The sequence below is a fragment of the Aeromicrobium sp. Root344 genome (assembly GCF_001425755.1).
Lineage (GTDB): Bacteria > Actinomycetota > Actinomycetes > Propionibacteriales > Nocardioidaceae > Aeromicrobium.
Genome location: NZ_LMDH01000001.1, coordinates 136916 through 158072, shown reverse-complemented (window position 1 = coordinate 158072; position 21157 = coordinate 136916). Strand labels below are relative to the sequence as shown.

Sequence of the window (21157 nt, the reverse complement as noted above, 5' to 3'; positions counted from 1 at the left end):
TACCCATGATGCTCGTTTCGACACCTGAGGCCGAGGAAGCAGCGGAGGGTGCCGACTCAAGCGAGCTTCCGACTAGCACTCCTTGCCGAGGGCCGAGCCCTCGGACACGAGCCAGCTCTGCGAGACCCGATCCCACAGGGCGTTCTGCTGCATCAACGAACGCATCAGGCCCCGGAAGGGGACAGGCTTGCCCTTCGCGTCCTTGACGACGAAGTCGGTGTAGTCGACGCAACCGGTCAGGTGCGCCTCGCCGAAGGGAGTCTCCGTGCCCGACCACGCCGACGACTCAGCTGTGCCGTCCTTCAGCTCGAAGGTCACCTTGCCCGAGACCTGGTACTTCTTGTCGGCGAAGCCCTTGATCGCGGCGATCGAGTTCTTCAGCGACACTCCGGTGCGGAAATCCTCCAACGATGAGGTGTCGCCGGTCGTGTAGGCAGCCATGTCGGCATCGATCGAACGCTGAACGGCCGCGGCTGCAGCCTTGACGGCCTCCTTCTCATTCTGCGGCGCTGGGGGTGCGGCCGGGCGGTGGGTCGGTGACACGTACTCGTCCGATGACGAACCAGATCCGCAGCCGGTGAGCACCAGCAGTGCGGCGAGCAGCGGGATGACTCTGACGGATTGTCGGGCGTGAGGCATGTCGCCATCCCAACACATGTACGACAGGCCGTCTCGCCGAGGGGGCCTCCCAACGTGGCGGCCATGTCACAGAGCGAGGACCTCGCTCGTCTCAGGTTGTAACCGCAGACAACCAGGAGGACGACATGACTGGAATGACCCGCATCCCCGCAGCCGAGATCACCGGCTTCAAGGGGGCGCTCATCAAGCGATTCGCACGGAAGGCCCTGGGCCAGGTCCCGACCTCCCTCGGCGTGTACTGGCACAACCAGAAGGTGCTGATGGGCATGGCGAACTTTGGCGGCAAGGTCAAGAAGTGGGATGCATGCGACGAGCAGCTCAAGTCGTTCGCGCACATGGCCGTTGCGGCGCAGGTGGGCTGCAGCTGGTGCCTGGACTTCAACTACTTCGAAGCCAACAACCTGAACCTCGACATGGACAAGGCGAGGGAGATCCCACGCTGGCGTGAGTCGGACGCCTTCTCGACGCTCGAGCGTGACGTGCTCGAGTACGCCGAGGCGATGACGGTCACGCCGCCTTCGGTCAGCGACGAGATGGTTGCTGGACTCCGGGATCAGCTCAGTGACGCAGCCCTGGTGGAGTTGTCGGCCGTGATCGCGTTCGCCAACTTCACGACCCGTCCCAACGTGGCGATGGGCATCGAGTCGGACGGATTCGCCGCCGCCTGCGGTCTCAAGCCGCTCGCGCACCCCACGGTCGTGGGTTAACGGGCCCGCCGAACCCTCCGATGCTCATACCCTTCATGCATGAACCGCATCGGTCGGCTCCGAGGCGCAGTCGTCCTGGCTGTCGTCGCGGCGTTCCTGTTGGCGGGATGTGGCGGCGGCGAGGTGGGGCAGTCGGAGTGCAGCTGTGCGGCAGGTGTCACGTACGACAAGACCTTCTACCAGCAGTACGCGAACACGTCGGTCCACGCCGAAGCGGCGATCGGGAAGTCGGACGTCGCAGACGACTGCTGCGGGGACTCCGTCCGACAGGTCACGGTCTACTCGATCGAGGGCGTGGACCCGACGATCGCCATCGCCACGAAGGACGCCGACGGGATCACGTACTTCAACGTGGCCTCTGAGCTGGCGAAGCACGACCAGAAGATCGCAGACCGATTCGCGCGAGAACATCACCTTCCCGATCGCGAATAGCCCCCGTCACTGGGTGGCGCTGCACGAGACCTTGCGACCCGGATGTGTCACATGGACGCTGACCGGGAACTACGTGGTGTGATGCATTCCGTGCGAGAGCAACGTCTGGCCGACCTGTACGACCTCTGGGCCGCCAAGGTGCATGCGTACGCACTCCGCCACTGCGGAGTGGAGGGCGCCGAGGACGTCGTGTCCGAGACGTTCATCGTCGCGTGGCGACGCATCGACGTCGTGCCTGAGGACGCGCTGCCATGGTTGTTGGTGGTGGCGCGCAACACCATCGCGCATCGACGGCGGTCGGCCGGCCGGCGTGCCCGGCTCGATGATGCATTGGCCACCCGCCCACACGACCAAGAGCGTACGACCGAGGAGATCGCCACGTCCCGCCTGGAGACGCTCGAGGCGCTGCGGCACCTGAGTGCCAAGGAACGCGAGGCGGTGTTGCTCATCGCATGGGATGGACTGACCATCACGGCCGCCGCGGACGTGGCCGGTTGTCGCGACCGCGCCTTCCGAGCCAGGTTGACCCGGGCACGAGCCCACCTGCAGGCCGCGCTGGACCCTCCCGTGCCGCCCCTTCCCTTCGTCGAGCCAGCACAGGAGCCCACATCATGACCATCGACACCCGCATTCACGAGCTCGCTCCCGATCCTGCCTACTCCGCCGAGCAGGTTGCCCTCATCCGCGCTCGGGTCCTCGACCGTGCCACAGCGTTCGACAACTCTCCTCGACACCGGCCTCTGCGACGGCCGAGGCGTCGTCTGCTGGTAGGTGTCGCGTTGGCCATGACGGTCGCCGGCGCATTGACCTTGGGGCCAGTGCTGGACTCCGGCCCCGGCCCGTTCGCAGCGAACGCCTTGACGCCGCTGGCTCAAGCCGCACAGCGCACTGAAGTTCCACCCCTGTCGAACGGGCGTGTCCTGCACCGCGTCACGGAGCATCGTATGGCGGAGGACGCGACCGGAAAGGTCATCACCATGCGGCAGGAGGAGTGGACGCTCGGCGACGGAACCTTCTATCGCCGAACGACAGTCGACGGCGCGGAGGCTGGTCCGGTCGAGTTCTCGGGCCCTCCTGCGTCGGACGACTTGACGCCGGGCGAGATCGCCGCGCTTCCGACGGAGCCTGCTGGGCTGCTCAAGGCAGTCAAGGACTCCCCGCAGGCTGCCCAGTGCGGAGAAGGGTGCTCCGGCGAGCAGGCCCTGCTGGGGACGATCATCTATCGCGGCTACGCGCCGACCAAGGTCTGGGCTGCAGCGATCGAGGCGTACGGCAGCTTCGACGATGTCCAGGTTCGCGTCGACGAGGCGAAGCACCTCACGTACGTCACGGAGATCGCCAAGGGCGGACCGCTCACGATGCGCTTCGACAGCGCCACAGGGCGGCTGCTCGGTTACGACTCGACCAGTCCCCAAGACGGCGGGCGGACCGACACCATGCGAGTGCTTGTCTCCAAGGTGGAGGACGGCGTCCCGGCCCGAATCGTTGCCGACGCACAGCAGCCGGAGTGAACCCCGACTGGTTCGGTCAGTCCATCAAAACAAGCCACTCGGGTCGTAAGCTCCAGCGTCCGAGACCTCACGGCAAACTCGCCCGCGGTACGAGTTGCCGTGAGTGGCACCTGGCCGCTGATTGCATCCCGGCTCCACAACTCGCAGTCGTGCGAGCATGGGAAACGTGAGCAGGGCATCGGACATGTACGCGCGCTATCGGCTGGATGCTCGGCTACTCGCAGACATCGGCACGGCGCTTGAAGGACAGCCGAGGACGTCCGCCGTCGTCATTCCCGCCGATCTTGCGGATCAAGCCATCGCGGCGTGGAACCGCGACGAGTTGGTCGAGCTGCCCGTTGAGACGGACGAGCAGGCGTCAGTCCGCCTCCTCGCAGGCGACCTGGCGCTGATCGGCCTGACCTTGAGCCTGACCAATGAGCCCAGCGAGGACGGATCTGTGCGGGCGCACATCGACATGAACCTGATCGATTCTGCGATCGCAGCGTCCCGGTCGATCGCTCCACACTGACGTCAGGACCCCAGGTACTTGCCGGCCATGTGGATCTTGCCGGGGCCGTCAGGCACGGTCCGGCTGGTGCAGGCGCCGGTCGCACCGTCACACGTCGTGACCTTGGTGCCGTCGACCCGCATCAACCGGCCATCCGGAGTCCAGCCGTACGTTCGGGAGTGGCCGGGCAAGGTGATGCGGTGGCCTGTGGCGACATCGGTCACGTGGACGACGGGGTGCGCGACCGCCTTGCCGTCGGCACTCTGGACGCCGGTGAAGCGGCCCTGCTCGTCATAGCCGACCCACGTGTTGGTGGTCTCGACGAAGCGGCCGTCCGGGGACAACTCGTTCATGGACCAGGGGTCCAGCCCGGACTCGGCGACCGCCGCGAGGTCTCTCGTCGATCGCAATGCGCTGGAGTCACCCAGTCGGTAGGTCACGCCGCCGTTCTCGCCGCCCAGAGCCCGTCCGCCTCCGGTGACCGGCAGCTGCGTACCGGGTACGTCGGCGGCCCGCTTGCCGGTTCGCCAGTTGATGACCAGCTGGTGGTTGTCGACGCCGACGACCACGAAGTCGCCCGTGAGCCCGATCGGCGGGACGCTCCAGCCGGCCCAGCTGTAGGGCGCGTCGAACGACCGGGTCGCCAGCTCGTCGCCGGTGGACGCCTCGACCACGTGGATCTGGTAGCCGGAACCCTCCTTGGTCAGGTACGCGTAGCGGTCTGCCTGTGCATCTGTTCCGGGGATGACCTTCCCGGGCAGGTGAAGCTCACGGACCGACCCGTCCGTGCCGACGTAGACGTAGTCGCGCTTCACGTCCCCGGCGTCGTCGTTCGTCACACCGGCGACGACACCGTCGGACGTGTAGTACATGAGCTGGATCGTCGCGCCGAGCTCGACGGCATAGTCCGGGTCGCTGAACCACAGGGTGTCGCCGCGGGAGAACGCACCGCCGGTGCGATACGCAGCCGAGACGAGCTTCGCGTCGTGTGCCGAAAAGCTGGTCCTGACCGTCAGGTAGCTTTCGCTGCCCCGGTTGCTCGCCACGACGAGAGCCGTACCAGCCAGTGCTCCCACGGCCAGCGTCGCGATGGTCCGCCGCGCGACGGAGCGACGCCGCCGTACCTGCCGCCCTCGGCGCATGACCCCGTCCAGGTCCAGGTCGGGGACGGGCTCGGAGTTGGCGTGGTCGCGGATCTGTTGGATCAAGTGTTCAGTCATGGTGGCTTCCTTCGGTGACGAAGAGGGCATGGGATCGAAGTGCGGCGAGAGCGTCGGCGGTCTGGCTCTTGACGGTGCCGGTGGTGACATTGAGGATGTCGGCCGTCTCCTGGACGGACAGGTCATCGAGGAACCGCAACGCGAGGACCGATCGTTGACCCAGTGGCAAGGTCTTCAACAGGTCGGCCAAGGCGACTCGATCGACGAGCGCTGCGGAATGGTCCCCGACAGGTGCGCCCTCGTCCGTCGTCGTGTTGACGCTGTCCTCGTGGGTCCATGAGCGCTTGCGGAACCAGTCGTGGGCGACGTTCACCATCACGCGCCGGGTGTAGGCGCCCGCCTTGCCGGTCTCGCGAAGCCGCGGCCACGCAATGTAGGTCTTGACCAGTGCGATCTGCACGAGGTCCTCGGCGAGCTGGCGATCACGGACGATCATGACCGCGGTGCGGTAGAGCTGCGGCCACACGGATTGAGCGAACTCGCTGTACTCCGCTTCGCTGGTTTGGCGCACGCCGGCTCCCTGCTGGTGAAAGACCCTGTCACAACCTAGACGGGATGGACCGCCGGTTTGGTTGGGTCGCGGGGCTACAGCGCCACAGACCCGCTGATCCCGACCACCGTCTCGCCGCCGATCCAGATGTCGTCGCCGGCCTGGTCGACGTGGATACGGCCCCGGCGGTGGATGGCGGTGCCCTGCGCGGCGACGTACGACGAGGGTGCGCGCCCGGTGCCAATGAGCCACTGGGCGATCGAGGCGTTGAGGCTGCCAGTCGCGGGGTCCTCGCCACCGGGACTTGGGGTGAAGGCCCGGATCTCGAACGCCGTCTCGGAGCCTTCGGGGTGTGGCCCGACGACCCCGACCCGGCTGTTCTCGCCGAACCGGGCTTGATCGGGCTCGAGGCCCAGCACCGTATCGGCGCTGTCGAGCAGCACGGCGATCCAGCCGGGACCGTTGTCGGCCCATTTCGCATCGACGACGCGGGCGGGGTCGACGCCGAGCCCGTCGATCACCTGCTGGAGGTCCGCCTCGTCGACCGCGCCGTCGCGTACGAGCGGGGGAGCGGCGAAGGCCAGGCGAGAGCCGTCCCGACGGATACGAATCAGACCAGCGCCGCACTCCTGGACGATCTCGCCTGCGGTGCGAGGCGTACCGCCCGCCTGGAGCCACGCCCTCGCCGAGCCGAGCGTCGGATGACCGGCGAACGGCAGCTCGCGTTGCGTGTTGAAGATGCGTACGCGGTAGTCCGCATCCGCGGTCGGGCGCAGCAGGTAGGTGGTCTCCGAGAGGTTGGTCCACCGTGCGAATGCGGCCATCTGCTCGTCCGTCAGGTCGTCGGCGTCATGCACGACCGCGAGTGGATTGCCCTCGGTGAGGGCGGAGGTGAACACGTCGACCTGACTGAACGGATGCATGTGGTCAATCTGCCACGTGGGGTTCAGCCGTCTTCCGGGCCGTCCTGCGACGAGAGGGCGGTCGTCGCGAGCTCAGGGGGCCGTACGTCCTTGACGTCCGTGTCCCGCAACTTCGGAGGAGTCGCTGCCCAGGGCTTCAAATGCTCCACGACGTCACCGTAGAAGAGCTCGAGAGTCTTGAGGACGGAGTCGATGAACGATCCGCTGCCACCACCTCGTTTGGAGCCGAGGGGCATGGACAGCGCGATCTGGAACGTCCGAATGTCCTTGGTCGAGTCCGGCGCCAGCAGCTTGGGGTCTTCACGTACGTCCTTGAGGAGCGCTGCGTTGCCACTACGCGCGCGGGCGACGAATGACTCGACGAGGACATCTGGCCGCGCGTCCTTGAGCTGGCGGATCAGCCAGTTGACGCGTGTGGTCGCTCGGCCGTCTTGTGGTGCGCCGATCTCGACCGAGCACTTGACCTGGTTCGCTCGCAGGTCGGCGGTGATGGTGATCGGTGCTACGGCATGAGGGATTCGGATCGCCCCGAAGAGCTCGCCGGACTGCACGAGTGACGCCATTTGGGCATTCACTCGCAGGTGCGGCGCTGCGATCTCTTGGCGGGAGAGGACCGGCGTGACATCGGTGCCGAGTCGCCTCCCGAGGCGCAAGCCGGCGTACTGGAGGAGCGCATCGAACCGGGCCACCACTTCAGGCGCGAGCTTGTCGTTCGGTCGGAGTGTCCCGCTCGACACCGCCTCGCGGACGGTCACCCAGTTTGGACCCATGTCCTCTAGCTCCAGAGCGCCGGACCGGTCGTGCTCGAGATATCGGATCAGCTCGCCGAGGATCCACGCCTGCTCAGGATCGGCGATGCCGCGGTGCTCCTTTTGAACAATTGCCGTGGCGAGCACGTACGACCACGACCAGTGGTGAAGCGCGACCTTCTTGAGCTTCCGCTTGTCGACTGGCGTCGGATGCTGGCCGGGCATCGGTGGAATCTCGTTGCTGATTGAGATGAGCGCATCGAAGCCGTTGAGTCTCGCCACATCGAGATAGTTCTCGAGCTGCTGAGTCTGGAGCAAGTTCTTGCCGGTCTTGACCTCGACGAGACCGGTCCATTCCTTCGAGCCGCGGCGCACTCGAATGAGCCCGTCTGGGATGACCTTCTTGCCATCGAGGTCGAAGGGGACCTCGACGTACGTGTCCACTGCCCGTACGGGGGCGCCGAGTGGTGTGAGCAGCGCTTTGCTGAACTCCGGGACGATGCTCATCACGGCAAGCAGCGCGGACGTCGCACGGCGTTCCTGTTCTTCAGCCCCACCGATCCCAGAGGTCGGAATCAATCGCGATTGGTGCCACGACTCTTCAGTCATTTCATCTCCATCGAGCTACGAGGGTGGGGTGACTGTAACTCGCGCCGTGACCGGTTGTAGCGATTTCTGCCACGTGGGGTTCAGCGGACTGTCAGAGTGTTCGTCGTGACTTCAGACGTATGGACCGACGCCGCACTGACGCGCCTGCAAGCCGCCGGCTACAAGACTGTCGAGGTCGATCAGTCGGTGCTGCCGGGGGCGCGCGCCGTGCGGCGCTCCGACTTCCGCCTCACGTGGTTCCTCACCCGCCTCCACACGTTCGTGGTGTTCCTCGCGGTCGACAATGCCTCGGGGCAGGACCTGGCAGCGATCACGGACCTTGCGGCCGAGTGGGCGAAGCGCGCCAAGGGTGGCCTGCCGGTCGGGTTCCAGAACAGCGTCGCGGTGATCCCGGTCATCGTCTGCGCGAACGCCGACGAGCCGGCGCGACTCGGTGCACTCGCCAAGCCGCGCAAGCGGTTCGGCATGATGACGTTCCCGATGCTGGTCGACCCGGTGCGGCTGTTCGTCGCCACCTACAGCCGTACCGTCGCGTGGGGCATCGCCTACATCGACTTCCTCGCCGAGCAGCAGCGCCTCGTCGTCGGTGCGCAGGATGCGCCGGTGCTGGGTACGCAGGGCGGCCGCGGCCTGGTGTGGCTCTATCGGGCGATCCTGCCCCTGCTCGGACTGCTCGTGGTCGCGGGCGTGCTGGCGTACGCCTTGGCGTGACGTCGCCGGGCTAGCGGCAGGGGTAACCGACGAGGTGCTGCAGGGAGTGGCCGGTTGCTGCGTACGTCGCGGCGAACGCGCCGAGTCCTGCGACGACGGCGACGAACGCTGACCTGAACGGGCGTCGACGGGCGGCGGTGAGCATGCTGAAAGCGTAGAGGATCGGTTCAGGCCTTGTTGCCGGCGAGCAGCAGGCCGCCGCCGAGGCCGATCATCATGGTGCCGCCGGTCGCGTTCATCTGCGACATCCGCCGGGGTGACCGGGCGAACCACGCACGCGCCGCTCCCGCGGCGACGGCCCACACCGAGTCGCACGCGAACGCGATGACCGTGAAGATCAGGCCGAGGACGAGGATCTGCCCGGGGATGCCGCCGCGGTCATGGTCGACGAACTGGGGGAGCACCGCCACGAAGAACACGATCGTCTTGGGGTTCGTCGCGCCGACCACGAAGCCCTGCCAGAGCAGACGCCCGCCCGACTTCGGTGCGTCGGTTGGCTGGTGGATCGCCGTGCGGCGATGCCGGATCGCCTGGATGCCCAAGTAGATGACGTACGCGCCGCCGGCGATCTTGACGATGGTGAAGGCGATGATCGAGTCCGACACCAGCGCACCGATGCCGAGCGCGACCGCGGTGATCGGGACGAGGCCGCCGAGCTCGTTGCCGGCGACGCTGAGCAGACCGCCGCGACGACCGAGTGACAGCGAGCGCCCGACGACGAACAGGACGCTCGGGCCGGGGATCACGATGAGCAGGAACGACGCGACCGCGAACGTCAGCGCGGACTCCATGGACAGCATGGAGTGATCGTAGGCGTGATGGCGGCTTCGCGACTACGGGTTCAGCGGTGCGGATCCTCGTCCCGGACGGCGACGCGAACGCGGTGGCGCCCTCGTGGGTGCTCCAGCGTCGACTCCATGTGCACCGCGAGCGTCAACATCGTCGCGAGGCCGGCGAAGAACAGCAGGATCACCAGCACTGAAGCACCCAAGCTCGCGGTCATCGGGGGTCCCCTGGAGTCGTCATGCCCAGCGACGTACCCGGCGCCCCGGCAGAGATGCGCGCGACAGCGCGTCTTTCGGGATCTGCTACCGAACCGGCCGCCGTGCCGACCGTCACGCCTGCTGGGGGCCGCCGCGCACCAGCCACCTGAAACAATCGACGCATGGCCACGCACCCGACACCGGACACCCAGGTCCTCGCCGGACGCCCCTTCCCGCTCGGGGCGCACCCGGAGGCCGGCGGCGTACGCTTCGCGGTCGCGAGCAGCGTCGCCGAACGGGTCGAGCTGTGCCTCATCGACGACGACCTCAACGAGCGCCGCATCGAGCTGACGGAGCGTACGTTCGGCGTCTGGCACGGACTGGTGCCGGGCGTGACGCCCGGCCAGAAGTACGGCTTCCGCATCCACGGGCCGTACGAGCCCAAGACCGGCCTGCGCTGCAACCCGCACAAGCTCCTCGTCGATCCGTACGCCCGGCGCATCAGCGGCACGCTGACGGACCTGGACGCCGCCCTGGGCTATGCCGACGACCCCGAAGGTGTCGAGCCCTCGACGGTCGACTCACTCGGCTCGGTGCCGCTGAGTGTCGTGACGAGCCCCGGCGGACCGGACACCGGGGTCAAGCCCGACATCCCGTTCGAGGAGACCGTGATCTACGAGCTCCACGTCAAGGGCTTCACGCAGCAGCACCCCGACGTGCCGGAGCCGCTGCGCGGCACCTATCTCGGCCTCGCGCACCCCGCCGCGATCGAGCACCTCGTACGCCTCGGTGTGACGAGCGTCGAGCTGCTGCCGGTGCAGACGTTCAGCGACGAGCCCTCGCTCGTACGCGCCGGCCGCCACAACTACTGGGGCTACTCGCCACTCGGCTTCTTCGCCCCGCACGCCGGCTACGCCAGTGAACCGGGCCGTGAGGTCGAGGAGTTCCGCACCATGGTGGCTGCTCTGCACGCTGCCAACATCGAGGTCATCGTCGACGTCGTCTACAACCACACGTGCGAGGGCGGTCCCGACGGGCCGACCCTGAGCTTCCGCGGCTACGAGGCGCCGGCCTACTACCTGCACGACGAGGACGGCCACATGGCCGACATCACCGGGTGCGGCAACACGCTCGAGTCCAGCTCGCCGACCGTCGTCCGGATGGTGACGGACTCGCTGCGCTACTGGGCGACCGAGCTCGGCGTCGACGGGTTCCGCTTCGACCTGGCGAGCACGCTCGGCCGTCCCAACGGCGGCAAGTTCGACCGCGACTCGACGCTGCTCACCGCGATCGCGTCCGACCCGGTGCTCTCGCGCTGCAAGCTCATCGCCGAGCCCTGGGACGCGACCGGCGAGGGCTACAAGGTCGGCGACTTCGGCGCGCAGTGGGCCGAGTGGAACGGCATCTACCGCGACACCGTCCGCGACTTCTGGCGTGGCGCCGCCGGGGGAGTCGACGACCTGGCCTACCGGCTCTCAGGCTCGTCCGACCTCTACGACCACACGCTGCGCCGGCCGTGGCAGTCGATCAACTTCATCAATGCGCACGACGGCTTCACGCTCCGCGACCTGGTGTCGTACGACGAGAAGCACAACGAGGCCAACGGCGAGGACAACCGCGACGGCACCAACGACAACCGCTCGTGGAACCACGGCGTCGAGGGTGAGACCGACGACCCGGCGATCCGGTCGCTGCGCCAGCAGCAGACCCGCAACCTGTTCGCGACCCTGATGCTGTCGACCGGCACTCCGATGTTCGTCGCCGGTGACGAGAGGTGGCGCACCCAGGGCGGCAACAACAATGCTTACTGCGTCGACGACCCGACCTCATGGGTCGACTGGTCCGAGACCGACGAAGCCGAGTCGTTGCTGGCGTTCGCCCGTCGTGTCGTGCACCTGCGCGCCAACAGCCCCGCGTTGCGGCAGCCGGAGTTCTTCGACGGCCGCACCACGCCGACGGGCCGCCCCGACCTCATCTGGCTCCGCCCCGACGGGCATGAGCTCGAGGAGGCCGACTGGGAGGACGACGACCGGCACACGCTCGGCATGTGGATCGATGGTTCCAACAGTCAGTCCCGTACGCGCGAGGGCGAGCTGCTCGCCGATCACTCGTGGTTGCTGCTGATGCACGCCGGCGCCGAGCCGATCGACGTCGTGCTGCCCGGTGTGGAGTTCGGCGAGACGTTCGAGCCGACGCTCGACACCACGGCGCCTGATGGCGAACCGGCGTCGACGGAGCCGCTGTCGGCCGGCAGCTCGCTGACAATGGCCGGCCGCTCGTTGCTGCTGCTCAAGGCCCCCCGACAGGACTGACGGTCCTGACGCTGCGGGACTGCGTCATCCGATAGTGCGTCGGTGACACGCCATAGATGGCCCAGAAGGCCTGGCGCAGAGACTCCACGGTACCGAACCCGCAGCGCGCGGCGATGTTCTGCACGCTCAGGTCGCTGCCGGTCAGCAGGTGGGCCGCAGCCTCGGTGCGCGCCTTGCGGACATAGCGGCCGGGGCTGGTGCCGAGCTCCTTGATGAACAGCCTGGCAAGATGCCGCTCGCTCATCGGGACCCGTGCGGCGAGGGCGGCGGCAGACAGGTCCTCGTCGAGGTGCGTCGTAACGTAGGAGACGGCGTCCTGCACCAGCGAGCTGCGAGCTGCCGGCGCCGCGGTGAACATGCTCATCTGGGCCTGGTTGCCCGGCCGCTGCAGGTAGGTGACGAGCTGGCGGGACACGTCGCGCGCAAGGTCGGGGTCGGCGTCGGACTCGATGAACGACAGCGTGAGGTCGAGCGCGGCCGTCACCCCCGCCGAGGTGCAGACGTCCCCGTCCGCGATGAAGATCGGGTCGCGGTCGAAGGCGACCTCGGGGAACCGCTCGCCGAGATAGTCGACATGGTCCCAGTGCGTCGCCGCCCGGCGACCGGTCAGCAGTCCCGCCTCCGCGAGGATCCCGGCACCGGTGCACACCGAGGCAACCCGCCTGGACTCGCGGCCCAGACGCCTGACGTGCGCGACGAGTCGGTCATCGGCCATCGCGTCGACGTACCCGATGCCGCCGGAGACCATCAAGGTGTCGAGAGGCCCGCGGACCCGCTCCAGCGCGATGTCCGCGTTGATCGTGAGGCCGGTGCCGGTGCGGATCGGCCGGCCGCCGGGGGAGGCCAGCTCGATGCGATAGACGGCGCGACCGTTGAGGTAGTTGGCGAGCTGCAGGGCTGACACGACGCAGGCGATGTCGAGCAGCTCGGCCGCCGGATATCCGACGACCACGACGCGGCGTGGCTCCTCCATGGTTCCAATCTAGGCGGCGCACGCGCGCGGGTCAGCGTGTCCGGCAGACTTGTTGTCCAAGAATTCGGACACAGCCCACGCATGCGATGGACCCGCCGGTCGCGACTGCAGACGCTGGCGGCATGACATCTTCACTCACCCAGACGTCGAGGACCGTGCGCTCATGGTGGCCGCTGGCGAAGCACTACGCCGAGATGGTCATCGCGATGTTCGCCGGCATGGTCGTGCTCGGCATGCTCCGGTCCGCGGCCGGGCTCACCGTCGAATTCGCGGACCATCCGGGCACGTCGTACGTGCTGATGGCCACCGACATGGCGATCGGCATGGCGGCCTGGATGCGGTTCCGCGGCCACACCTGGGCCATGACCGCAGAGATGTGCGCCGCGATGTACGTTCCCGCGGTCTTCCTGCCGCTGGTGTGGGCCAAGGTCATGAGCTCGACGGCGTTCATGGTCGTGGCACACACCGTGATGATGGTCGCGATGTTCGTGGTGCTCGTACGTCGCAGGTCGTAGCGTCAGGTCATGACTGACAACACTCAGGAGACCGGTCCCGTCATTCAGCTGCGGCTCGTCGTGGAGGCCGACGACTACGAGCAAGCCGTGCAGTTCTATCGCGACGTGCTGGGACTCAAGGAGCAGGAGGCGTTCGAGGCCGAGGGCGAGGGCGCCAAGGTGACGATCCTGCACGCCGGCTACGCGACGCTCGAGATCGCCAACCCGGCGCAGCGGCGGATGATCGACGAGGTCGAGGTCGGGCACCCGACGACGCCGCGGCTGCGGGTCGCGTTCGAGGTGCCTGACGCGGAGGAGCGTACGCAGAAGCTGGTCGATGCGGGCGCCTCACTCGTCGCCCGGCCGACTGAGACGCCGTGGCAGTCGCTCAACTCCCGGCTCGACGCGCCGGCCGGGCTGCACATCACCCTGTTCCAGGAGCTCATGTCGCTCGAGGAGCGGACCAAGCTCGAGGGCTTCGGCACCGACGCCGAACGGCACTGACGGCCGGCAGCCCGTTTGCTCGGATCGCGCCCGGGTAGGTGAACCCAGTAGGTTCGAGAGTGACGCACGCATCCGACGTACGGGGGAGCACTGCATGACAGGCCGACTCGGGATCGACGACGTCAGACCGCTGTCCGGAGACGGCACGCATCCCGCCAAGGCGGTCAGCGGCGAGCACGTCCCCGTCACCGCGACGGTGTGGCGCGAAGGGCACGACGCCGTCGGCGCCACGGTCGTCTGGCGCGGGCCGGGGGAGCGCCGCGACCGTACGACTCGCATGCACGAGACCGGCAAGGACACCGACCTGTTCAGCGCCACGATCGTGCCTGACACCACTGGTCTCTGGACGTTCCGCGTCGATGCGTGGGGCGATCCGTGGGCGACCGTCCTGCACGCGATCGAGGTCAAGCTCGCCGCCGGCCAGACCGCGGCCGAGCTCGCCAACGACCTCGAGCTCGCGGCCCGGCTCCTCGACGAGGTGGCCGGCCGCAAGGAGCGCAAGGCCCAGCGCCCGGCGCTCGAGGGCGCCGCCACGGCCCTGCGCGCCGGGAAGCTGCCGCTGGGTGCCCGCACCGGCCCTGCGCTCTCAGCCGACATCCGCACGATCATGCACGACTTCCCTGTGCGCCAGGTCGTGACGAAGGGTCCGGTCCGCAAGATCTGGGTCGACCGCCAGCGCGCCGCGTACGGCTCCTGGTACGAGTTCTTCCCGCGCTCGACCGGTGGCACCGACAAGAAGGGCCGGCCGGTGCACGGCACGTTCGCCACCGCGGCCACGGAGCTCGAGCGGGTCGCCGACATGGGATTCGACGTCGTCTACCTGCCGCCGATCCACCCGATCGGCCGGGTCAACCGCAAGGGCCCCAACAACTCGTTGACACCGGGCAAGAACGACCCCGGCTCGCCGTGGGCCATCGGCGCCAAGGAGGGGGGACACGACGCGATCCACCCCGAGCTCGGCAGCGACAAGGACTTCGCCGCATTCGCGCAGCGCGCCCACGACCTCGGCCTGGAGGTCGCCCTCGACCTCGCCCTGCAGGTCGCCCCCGATCATCCCTGGGTCGCGAACCACCCGGAGTTCTTCACGACGCTGCCTGACGGCACGATCGCGTACGCCGAGAACCCGCCCAAGAAGTACCAGGACATCTACCCGCTCAACTTCGACAACGACCGCGACGCGATCTACGCGGAGATGCTGCGTGTGACGCTGCACTGGGTCGAGCGCGGCATCCGGATCTTCCGCGTCGACAACCCCCACACCAAGCCGCCGGACTTCTGGGCGTGGCTCATCGCGCAGGTCAAGGCCGAGCATCCCGACGTGCTGTTCCTCGCCGAGGCCTTCACCCGGCCGGCGCGGCTGTGGGGCCTGGCCCGGCTCGGCTTCACCCAGAGCTACACCTACTTCACGTGGCGCACGACCAAGCAGGAGCTGACCGAGTTCGCCGAGGACCACCGCGACCAGTGGGACATCGGCCGGCCCAACCTGTTCGTCAACACCCCCGACATCCTCCCCGAGCACCTGCAGGTCGGTGGGCCGAGCATGTTCGCGATCCGTGCCGCCCTTGCGGCGACGCTCGCGCCGACGTGGGGCGTCTACTCAGGCTTCGAGCTCTACGAGCACGAGCCGGTCAGGCCCGGCAGCGAGGAGTATCTCGACTCCGAGAAGTACGAGCTGCGTCCCCGCGACTTCGACAAGGCGCTCGCAGACGGTGAGTCCCTGCAGCCGTGGCTGACCCGGCTCAACGAGATCCGTCGTGCGCACCCCGCCCTCCAGCAGATGCGGACCCTGCGCTTCCACCACATCGACCACGACGCGCTGATGGTCTACTCCAAGCAGGATCCCGCCACCGGCGACACGGTCCTGGTCGTGGTCTCGCTCGACCCGCACGAGTCGCGCGAGGGCACGATGTGGCTCGACTTCCCGGCACTCGGCTTCGCCCCCGGCGACCGGCTGATCGCGCACGACGAGGTCACGGGCGAGACCTACGACTGGGGCGAGTCCAACTACGTACGCCTCGACCCGCTGCGGGCCGTCGCGCACATCGTGAGCCTGACCAGACGCACCGACGCCGACGCCGACGACACGACTCTGAATGCCTGACCGAGAGGTGACCCTGATGCCGCAGGACCCCGCGCCCGATGCCGCCCTCGTCGGGCTGGAGGAGACGCCGCACACCGGCGAGGCGATCGCCGAGGACGGCACGCTCGTCGAGCCGCAGGCTGACGACTTCGGCCACGCCGAGCAGGCCACGAGCGACCCCGAGTGGTTCAAGCGCGCTGTGTTCTACGAGGTCCTCGTCCGGGCATTCTCGGACTCCAACGGCGACGGCACCGGCGACCTGCGCGGCCTCGCCGACAAGCTCGACTACCTCCAGTGGCTCGGTGTCGACTGCCTGTGGCTGCCGCCGTTCTACGCCTCACCGCTGCGCGACGGCGGCTACGACATCAGCGACTTCCGCGCGGTGCTGCCGGAGTTCGGCACCGTCGAGGACTTCGTGCACCTGCTCGAGGAGGCGCACAAGCGAGACATCCGCGTCATCACCGACCTCGTGCTCAACCACACCTCCGACGCGCACCCGTGGTTCCAGCAGTCCCGCAACGACCCCGACGGGCCCTACGGCGACTACTACGTGTGGGGCGACGACGACCAGCGCTACGCCGATGCGCGCATCATCTTCGTCGACACCGAGACGTCCAACTGGACCTACGACCCGGTGCGCGGCCAGTTCTACTGGCACCGCTTCTTCAGCCACCAGCCCGACCTCAACTTCGAGAACGAAGAGGTCCAGGAGGCGATGCTCGACGTCCTGCGGTTCTGGCTCGACCTCGGCATCGATGGCTTCCGGCTCGACGCCGTGCCCTACCTCTTCGAGGAGGAGGGCACCAACTGCGAGAACCTCCCGCGTACGCATGAATATCTCCGCAAGTGCCGCGAGACCGTCGACCGCGAGTACCCCGGCCGCATCCTGCTCGCCGAGGCCAACCAGTGGCCCTCCGACGTCGTGGAGTACTTCGGCGATCCCAAGGTCGGCGGCGACGAGTGCCACATGGCGTTCCACTTCCCGCTGATGCCGCGCATCTTCATGGCCGTGCGCCGGGAGTCGCGGTTCCCGATCTCGGAGATCCTGGCCCAGACGCCGGAGATCCCGTCCGGCACCCAGTGGGGCATCTTCCTGCGCAACCACGACGAGCTCACGCTCGAGATGGTGACCGACGACGAGCGCGACTACATGTATCGCGAGTACGCGAGCGACCCGCGCATGAAGGCCAACATCGGCATCCGCCGCAGGCTCGCCCCGCTGCTCGACAACGATCGCAACCAGCTCGAGCTGTTCACCGCGATGTTGCTGAGCCTGCCCGGGTCGCCCGTCCTCTACTACGGCGACGAGATCGGCATGGGCGACAACATCTGGCTCGGCGACCGCGATGCGGTGCGTACGCCGATGCAGTGGTCGCCCGACCGCAACGCCGGCTTCTCGCGGTCAGACCCCGGGCGCATCTACCTGCCGCCGATCATGGATCCGACCTACGGATACGAGGCCATCAACGTCGAGGCCCAGCAGAGCAACGCGATGTCCCTGCTCAACTGGACGCGCCGCATGATCGAGGTCCGCAAGCAGCACAACGCGTTCGCCGAGGGGGAGTTCGTCGACCTCGGCGGCTCCAACCCCAGCGTGCTGGCCTACAAACGCGTGTGGGAGCGGCCCGACGGCGAGCATGACGTCGTCCTGTGCGTCAACAACCTGTCGAGATTCCCGCAGCCCGTCGAGCTCGACCTGTCGGAGCACCTCGGCTTCACCCCGGTGGAGCTGACCGGCAGCGTGCGCTTCCCGCGCATCGGCGAGCTGCCCTATCTGCTGACCCTGCCGGGCCACGGCTTCTACTGGTTCCAGCTGTCCGAGCTCGGCGACGAGGGCGAGAGGAGGAGCCAGGCATGAGTGGACCTGTGGAGACGAATGAAGCAGTGGCATCACGCGACGAGATGATCGACAGCCTCGCCGCCGCACTGCCCGAGTGGCTGCCGACCCAGCGCTGGTTCGGCGGCAAGGATCGTGAGATCACCGCCGTGCGGCCTGTGTCGTGGACGACGCTGCTCGACGGTGACCCGTTGCTGATCCACCTCGTCGTCGAGGTCGAGCAGGGCGATCGCACCGAGCCCTACCAGCTGCTGATCGGCAGCCGGCAGAGCCAGGTGCCGGATGTCGCGGCCACGGCGTCGATCGGGCTCGAGAACGGCCTCACCTGCTACGAGGCCAGCGGCGATGCCGATCTCACGGCCTGCCTGCTCGAGCTCATCATCGCCGGCGAGCCGGTCGACGAGCTGCGGTTCGAGCGCGAGCCCGACGTCGAGCTCACGGCGGGACTGCGCGCCCACCCGATCACGTCCGAGCAGAGCAACACGTCGTTGGTCTACGGCAACCAGTACATCCTCAAGCTGTTCCGCAAGCTCACCCCCGGGCTCAACAAGGACCTCATGCTGCACCGGGCGCTCCGCGACGTGGACTGCCAGCACATCGCCGACCCGCTCGGCTCGATCTCGGGCGAGCTCCACGGCGAGGAGCTGACGATCGGGATGCTGCAGCGGTTCATGCCCGACGCCGCCGACGGCTGGGTCATGGCCACCACCAGCGTTCGCGACTTCATGGCGGATCCGTCAGGGTTGCCGCCGGAGGAGCTCGGCGGCGACTTCGCCGGCGAGGCCTACCGCCTCGGCAAGGCCGTCGCCACGGTGCACGCGGATCTCGCGACCGCCCTCGGCACCGAGCTCGCCGATGCCGCCGAGCTCCAGCGCACGGTAGCCGCGATGACCGAGCGGCTCGACCGGGTGACGGCCGAGCTGCCGTCGCTGGCCGACCACGGTCCCGGACTCCGAGCCGCATTCGGCAAGGTCGCCGAGATCCGGGAGCCGGTCTCGATGCAGTACGTGCACGGCGACCTGCACCTCGGACAGGTGCTGCGCACGATCAACGGCTGGCTGCTGCTCGACTTCGAGGGCGAGCCCGCAGCCACGCTCGCCGAGCGCTCCGCCCTGCGGTCGCCACTTCGCGACGTCGCCGGCATGCTGCGCTCGTTCGACTACGCCGCACAGCAGCTGCTGGTCGGCCAGCCCGAGGACCCCGATCGCACGGCCCGCGCCATGCAGTGGGCGCGCCGCAACCGGGCGGCGTTCTGCGACGGCTATGCGCACGTCGCCGAGCATGACCCGCGCGACAGCGCCGACCTGTTGCGAGCCCTGGAGCTCGACAAGGCGGTCTACGAGGTCTCCTACGAGCACGCCAACCGGCCGGACTGGCTCACCGTGCCGCTGGCCTCGATCGACCGGATCATGACCGAAGGTGAGTGAGATGGACGACGCACAGACGTACGACTGGCCCGCAGCAGTGGGCGAGCTGGACCTGCACCTGATCAGCGAGGGCCGGCACGAGCGCCTCTGGGAGGTGCTCGGTGCCCACGTGCGCACGTACGACGGCCCCGACGGACCGGTCGAGGGCACGTCCTTCGCCGTATGGGCGCCCAACGCCCAAGCCGTGCAGGTCGCCGGCGACTTCAACTTCTGGGACAGCGGCAGCCATCCCATGCGCTCGCTCGGTGACGCCGGCGTATGGGACCTGTTCGTCCCCGGCATCGGGCTCGGCACGCACTACAAGTTCCGCATCCTGGGCCCCGACGGCCAGTGGCACGAGAAGGCCGATCCCATGGCGTTCCGCGCCGAGGTGCCACCTGCCACGGCCTCCGTCGTGACCACACCCCAGCACACGTGGGCCGACGACGCATGGGTCGCCAAGCGCAACGCCACGACGTGGCTCGAGGCGCCCATGAGCATCTACGAGGTGCACCTCGGCTCGTGGCGGCCGGGGCTGAGCTACCGCGAGCTCGCCGACGAGCTCGCCGACTACCTCACCGAGACCGGGTTCACCCACGTGGAGCTGATGCCGATCGCCGAGCACCCGTTCGGCGGCTCGTGGGGCTACCAGGTCACCTCTTACTATGCGCCGACGTCACGGTTCGGCTCCCCGGACGACTTCCGCTGGTTCGTCGACGAGCTCCATCAGCGCGGTTTCGGCGTCATTGTCGACTGGGTCCCGGCGCACTTCCCGCGCGACGAGTGGGCGCTGGCCCGCTTCGACGGCACTCCTCTCTATGAGCACCCGGATCCGCGCCGCGGCGAGCAGCCGGACTGGGGGACGTACGTCTTCGACTTCGGCCGGCCCGAGGTCCGCAACTTCCTCGTGGCCAACGCGTTGTTCTGGCTCGAGGAGTTCCACCTCGACGGACTCCGGGTCGACGCCGTGGCCTCGATGCTCTATCTCGACTACTCCCGCAAGGACGGTCAGTGGGTCGCCAACCAGCACGGCGGCCGCGAGAACCTCGAGGCGGTCCAGCTGCTGCAGGAGCTGAACGCCACGGTCTACAAGCACCATCCCGGCGTCGTCATGGTCGCGGAGGAGTCGACCGCGTGGCCGGGGGTCAGCAGCCCCACCGACAGCGGCGGCCTCGGCTTCGGCTTCAAGTGGAACATGGGCTGGATGCACGACACGCTCGACTACCTGGGCCACGAGCCGGTCCATCGGTCGTACCACCACGGTGAGATGACGTTCGCGATCGACTATGCCTGGACCGAGAACTTCATCCTGCCGCTGTCGCACGACGAGGTCGTCCACGGCAAGGGGTCACTGTGGCAGCGCATGCCCGGCGACGACTGGAACAAGGCTGCGGGCGTACGTGCGTTGCTGGCATTCATGTGGGCGCACCCGGGCAAGCAGATGCTGTTCATGGGCGGCGAGTTCGGCCAGGAGGGGGAGTGGGCCGAGTCCCGCTCGCTGGAGTGGCATGAGCTGGACCAGCCGTTGCACTCCGGCATCCTGCACCTGGTGAGCGACCTCAACACGTACTACAAGGACGCGCCGGCGCTCTACACAGCCGACGGCCGCCCCGAGGGCTTCCTATGGATCGACGCCAGCGACGTCGCCGGCAACGTCATCTGCTTCTTGAGGATCGGGTCGGACGGATCGACGCTGGCCTGTGTCGGCAACTTCTCCGGATCGCCGCACCACGACTACCGGGTCGGGCTGCCGTCAACCGGTACGTGGCGCGAGGTCATCAACACCGACAGCGAGGTCTACGGCGGTTCGGGCGTCGGCAATCTGGGTGCGGTCGAGGCGGTCGCCGAGCCGTGGCACGGTCAGCCCGCCTCCGCCTTGCTCCAGCTGCCGCCGGCCGGAGTGCTCTGGCTCGCTCCGGCGTGACACGGGCCGCCGTCGGAACATGACTTTCCGCCGCCGATGATCGTTGATCCTGCAGTGACTCGATCGAGGCGCGATTTCGGCAGGTCCGACGCGTCTCGCCGTGTCGCCCGAAGCAATGTGACACACGGTACGCATGGGGCATACTGAGCACGAAGTGCCACCA

The 21157-nt window shown here is 67.9% G+C and carries 22 protein-coding genes; 13 read left to right on the top strand and 9 right to left on the bottom strand.

Going from position 1 to position 21157, the window contains the following annotated elements:
* Positions 1-72 precede the first annotated feature (72 nt).
* Positions 73-639, bottom strand: a complete 567-nt coding sequence (locus ASC61_RS00705; RefSeq protein ID WP_056207950.1) for a hypothetical protein — start codon at positions 637-639, stop codon at positions 73-75.
* A 125-nt stretch (positions 640-764) separates the two neighbouring features.
* On the opposite strand from ASC61_RS00705, the gene ASC61_RS00700 reads away from it, so the two are divergent.
* The 5 genes from ASC61_RS00700 to ASC61_RS00680 all read left to right on the top strand — a co-directional run bounded on the left by ASC61_RS00700 (position 765) and on the right by ASC61_RS00680 (position 3800).
* Positions 765-1346 (top strand): carboxymuconolactone decarboxylase family protein, encoded by a 582-nt coding sequence (locus tag ASC61_RS00700; RefSeq protein ID WP_056207947.1) that lies wholly within the window; start codon positions 765-767, stop codon positions 1344-1346.
* Between the two features lie 39 nt (positions 1347-1385).
* On the top strand, positions 1386-1778 hold the full coding sequence (locus tag ASC61_RS00695; RefSeq protein WP_056207945.1) for a DUF6281 family protein: 393 nt from the start codon (positions 1386-1388) through the stop codon (positions 1776-1778).
* A gap of 51 nt (positions 1779-1829) precedes the next feature.
* On the top strand, positions 1830-2393 hold the full coding sequence (locus tag ASC61_RS00690) for an RNA polymerase sigma factor (RefSeq protein ID WP_200935359.1): 564 nt from the start codon (positions 1830-1832) through the stop codon (positions 2391-2393).
* A complete protein-coding gene (locus tag ASC61_RS00685) occupies positions 2390-3289 on the top strand; it encodes a hypothetical protein (protein WP_056207938.1) in 900 nt (299 codons plus the stop codon). The genes ASC61_RS00690 and ASC61_RS00685 overlap by 4 nt, the downstream gene beginning before the upstream one ends.
* Before the next feature lie 184 nt (positions 3290-3473).
* Positions 3474-3800, top strand: a complete 327-nt coding sequence (locus ASC61_RS00680; protein ID WP_056207935.1) for a hypothetical protein — start codon at positions 3474-3476, stop codon at positions 3798-3800.
* 2 nt (positions 3801-3802) lie between these two features.
* On the opposite strand, the gene ASC61_RS00675 is transcribed toward ASC61_RS00680, so the two are convergent.
* From ASC61_RS00675 to ASC61_RS00660, 4 genes are all read right to left on the bottom strand, one after another.
* A complete protein-coding gene (locus tag ASC61_RS00675) occupies positions 3803-4999 on the bottom strand; it encodes a hypothetical protein (RefSeq protein WP_157439331.1) in 1197 nt (398 codons plus the stop codon).
* Positions 4992-5510, bottom strand: coding sequence for a SigE family RNA polymerase sigma factor (locus ASC61_RS19225; protein ID WP_162243624.1), 519 nt, complete (start codon positions 5508-5510; stop codon positions 4992-4994). Before ASC61_RS19225 ends, ASC61_RS00675 begins: the two co-directional genes overlap by 8 nt.
* A gap of 74 nt (positions 5511-5584) precedes the next feature.
* On the bottom strand, positions 5585-6412 hold the full coding sequence (locus ASC61_RS00665; RefSeq protein WP_056207923.1) for a PhzF family phenazine biosynthesis protein: 828 nt from the start codon (positions 6410-6412) through the stop codon (positions 5585-5587).
* A gap of 23 nt (positions 6413-6435) precedes the next feature.
* Positions 6436-7668: a hypothetical protein gene (locus ASC61_RS00660; RefSeq protein WP_235503441.1), complete on the bottom strand. Its 1233-nt coding sequence runs from the start codon at positions 7666-7668 to the stop codon at positions 6436-6438.
* Between the two features lie 207 nt (positions 7669-7875).
* Between ASC61_RS00660 and ASC61_RS00655 the strand changes: the two genes are divergently transcribed.
* On the top strand, positions 7876-8481 hold the full coding sequence (locus ASC61_RS00655) for a hypothetical protein (protein WP_157439330.1): 606 nt from the start codon (positions 7876-7878) through the stop codon (positions 8479-8481).
* Positions 8482-8491: 10 nt separating this feature from the next.
* On the opposite strand, the gene ASC61_RS20335 is transcribed toward ASC61_RS00655, so the two are convergent.
* Genes ASC61_RS20335 through ASC61_RS19530 form a run of 3 tightly spaced genes read right to left on the bottom strand, consistent with a single transcriptional unit; the run spans position 8492 to position 9484 of the window.
* Positions 8492-8626 carry a hypothetical protein gene (locus ASC61_RS20335; protein WP_268750595.1) on the bottom strand — a complete coding sequence of 45 codons (135 nt, stop codon included), beginning with the start codon at positions 8624-8626 and terminating at the stop codon, positions 8492-8494.
* 22 nt (positions 8627-8648) lie between these two features.
* Complete coding sequence (locus ASC61_RS00650) at positions 8649-9281, bottom strand: LysE family translocator (RefSeq protein ID WP_056207912.1); 633 nt, start codon at positions 9279-9281, stop codon at positions 8649-8651.
* 41 nt (positions 9282-9322) lie between these two features.
* Positions 9323-9484 carry a hypothetical protein gene (locus ASC61_RS19530; RefSeq protein WP_157439329.1) on the bottom strand — a complete coding sequence of 54 codons (162 nt, stop codon included), beginning with the start codon at positions 9482-9484 and terminating at the stop codon, positions 9323-9325.
* Between the two features lie 162 nt (positions 9485-9646).
* Between ASC61_RS19530 and glgX the strand changes: the two genes are divergently transcribed.
* A complete protein-coding gene (glgX, locus tag ASC61_RS00645; RefSeq protein WP_056207910.1) occupies positions 9647-11776 on the top strand; it encodes a glycogen debranching protein GlgX in 2130 nt (709 codons plus the stop codon).
* Here the strand turns inward: glgX and ASC61_RS00640 are convergent.
* Positions 11754-12749, bottom strand: a complete 996-nt coding sequence (locus ASC61_RS00640) for a GlxA family transcriptional regulator (RefSeq protein WP_056207908.1) — start codon at positions 12747-12749, stop codon at positions 11754-11756. The genes glgX and ASC61_RS00640 overlap by 23 nt on opposite strands.
* 122 nt (positions 12750-12871) lie before the next feature.
* On the opposite strand from ASC61_RS00640, the gene ASC61_RS00635 reads away from it, so the two are divergent.
* The 6 genes from ASC61_RS00635 (at position 12872) to glgB (ending at position 20994) form a co-directional block, all read left to right on the top strand.
* Positions 12872-13264, top strand: coding sequence for a hypothetical protein (locus ASC61_RS00635; RefSeq protein WP_157439328.1), 393 nt, complete (start codon positions 12872-12874; stop codon positions 13262-13264).
* 9 nt (positions 13265-13273) lie between these two features.
* Positions 13274-13747 carry a VOC family protein gene (locus ASC61_RS00630; RefSeq protein WP_056207902.1) on the top strand — a complete coding sequence of 158 codons (474 nt, stop codon included), beginning with the start codon at positions 13274-13276 and terminating at the stop codon, positions 13745-13747.
* Positions 13748-13841: 94 nt separating this feature from the next.
* Positions 13842-15848, top strand: coding sequence for a maltotransferase domain-containing protein (locus ASC61_RS00625; RefSeq protein ID WP_056207899.1), 2007 nt, complete (start codon positions 13842-13844; stop codon positions 15846-15848).
* On the top strand, positions 15841-17685 hold the full coding sequence (treS, locus tag ASC61_RS00620) for a maltose alpha-D-glucosyltransferase (RefSeq protein WP_235503440.1): 1845 nt from the start codon (positions 15841-15843) through the stop codon (positions 17683-17685). The genes ASC61_RS00625 and treS overlap by 8 nt, the downstream gene beginning before the upstream one ends.
* The gene (locus tag ASC61_RS00615) at positions 17682-19091 is read left to right on the top strand and encodes a maltokinase N-terminal cap-like domain-containing protein (protein WP_056207896.1); all 1410 of its coding nucleotides are present in this window, start codon (positions 17682-17684) and stop codon (positions 19089-19091) included. Before treS ends, ASC61_RS00615 begins: the two co-directional genes overlap by 4 nt.
* Position 19092: 1 nt before the next feature.
* Positions 19093-20994: a 1,4-alpha-glucan branching protein GlgB gene (glgB, locus tag ASC61_RS00610; RefSeq protein ID WP_082530362.1), complete on the top strand. Its 1902-nt coding sequence runs from the start codon at positions 19093-19095 to the stop codon at positions 20992-20994.
* Positions 20995-21157 lie beyond the last annotated feature (163 nt).

Excerpts from the sequence above, each read along its gene's own strand:
- ASC61_RS00615 (WP_056207896.1), top strand. The coding sequence starts at position 17,682 with ATGAGTGGACCTGTGGAGACGAATGAAGCAGTGGCATCACGCGACGAG.
- ASC61_RS00675 (WP_157439331.1), bottom strand. The coding sequence starts at position 4,999 with ATGACTGAACACTTGATCCAACAGATCCGCGACCACGCCAACTCCGAG.
- ASC61_RS19530 (WP_157439329.1), bottom strand. The coding sequence starts at position 9,484 with ATGACCGCGAGCTTGGGTGCTTCAGTGCTGGTGATCCTGCTGTTCTTC.
- treS (WP_235503440.1), top strand. The coding sequence starts at position 15,841 with ATGCCTGACCGAGAGGTGACCCTGATGCCGCAGGACCCCGCGCCCGAT.
- ASC61_RS00640 (WP_056207908.1), bottom strand. The coding sequence starts at position 12,749 with ATGGAGGAGCCACGCCGCGTCGTGGTCGTCGGATATCCGGCGGCCGAG.
- glgX (WP_056207910.1), top strand. The coding sequence starts at position 9,647 with ATGGCCACGCACCCGACACCGGACACCCAGGTCCTCGCCGGACGCCCC.
- ASC61_RS00660 (WP_235503441.1), bottom strand. The coding sequence starts at position 7,668 with ATGAGCATCGTCCCGGAGTTCAGCAAAGCGCTGCTCACACCACTCGGC.
- glgB (WP_082530362.1), top strand. The coding sequence starts at position 19,093 with ATGGACGACGCACAGACGTACGACTGGCCCGCAGCAGTGGGCGAGCTG.
- ASC61_RS00680 (WP_056207935.1), top strand. The coding sequence starts at position 3,474 with ATGTACGCGCGCTATCGGCTGGATGCTCGGCTACTCGCAGACATCGGC.
- ASC61_RS00625 (WP_056207899.1), top strand. The coding sequence starts at position 13,842 with ATGACAGGCCGACTCGGGATCGACGACGTCAGACCGCTGTCCGGAGAC.
- ASC61_RS00630 (WP_056207902.1), top strand. The coding sequence starts at position 13,274 with ATGACTGACAACACTCAGGAGACCGGTCCCGTCATTCAGCTGCGGCTC.
- ASC61_RS00705 (WP_056207950.1), bottom strand. The coding sequence starts at position 639 with ATGCCTCACGCCCGACAATCCGTCAGAGTCATCCCGCTGCTCGCCGCA.
- ASC61_RS00635 (WP_157439328.1), top strand. The coding sequence starts at position 12,872 with ATGACATCTTCACTCACCCAGACGTCGAGGACCGTGCGCTCATGGTGG.
- ASC61_RS20335 (WP_268750595.1), bottom strand. The coding sequence starts at position 8,626 with ATGCTCACCGCCGCCCGTCGACGCCCGTTCAGGTCAGCGTTCGTCGCC.
- ASC61_RS00700 (WP_056207947.1), top strand. The coding sequence starts at position 765 with ATGACTGGAATGACCCGCATCCCCGCAGCCGAGATCACCGGCTTCAAG.
- ASC61_RS00685 (WP_056207938.1), top strand. The coding sequence starts at position 2,390 with ATGACCATCGACACCCGCATTCACGAGCTCGCTCCCGATCCTGCCTAC.
- ASC61_RS00650 (WP_056207912.1), bottom strand. The coding sequence starts at position 9,281 with ATGCTGTCCATGGAGTCCGCGCTGACGTTCGCGGTCGCGTCGTTCCTG.
- ASC61_RS00665 (WP_056207923.1), bottom strand. The coding sequence starts at position 6,412 with ATGCATCCGTTCAGTCAGGTCGACGTGTTCACCTCCGCCCTCACCGAG.
- ASC61_RS00690 (WP_200935359.1), top strand. The coding sequence starts at position 1,830 with ATGGACGCTGACCGGGAACTACGTGGTGTGATGCATTCCGTGCGAGAG.
- ASC61_RS00695 (WP_056207945.1), top strand. The coding sequence starts at position 1,386 with ATGAACCGCATCGGTCGGCTCCGAGGCGCAGTCGTCCTGGCTGTCGTC.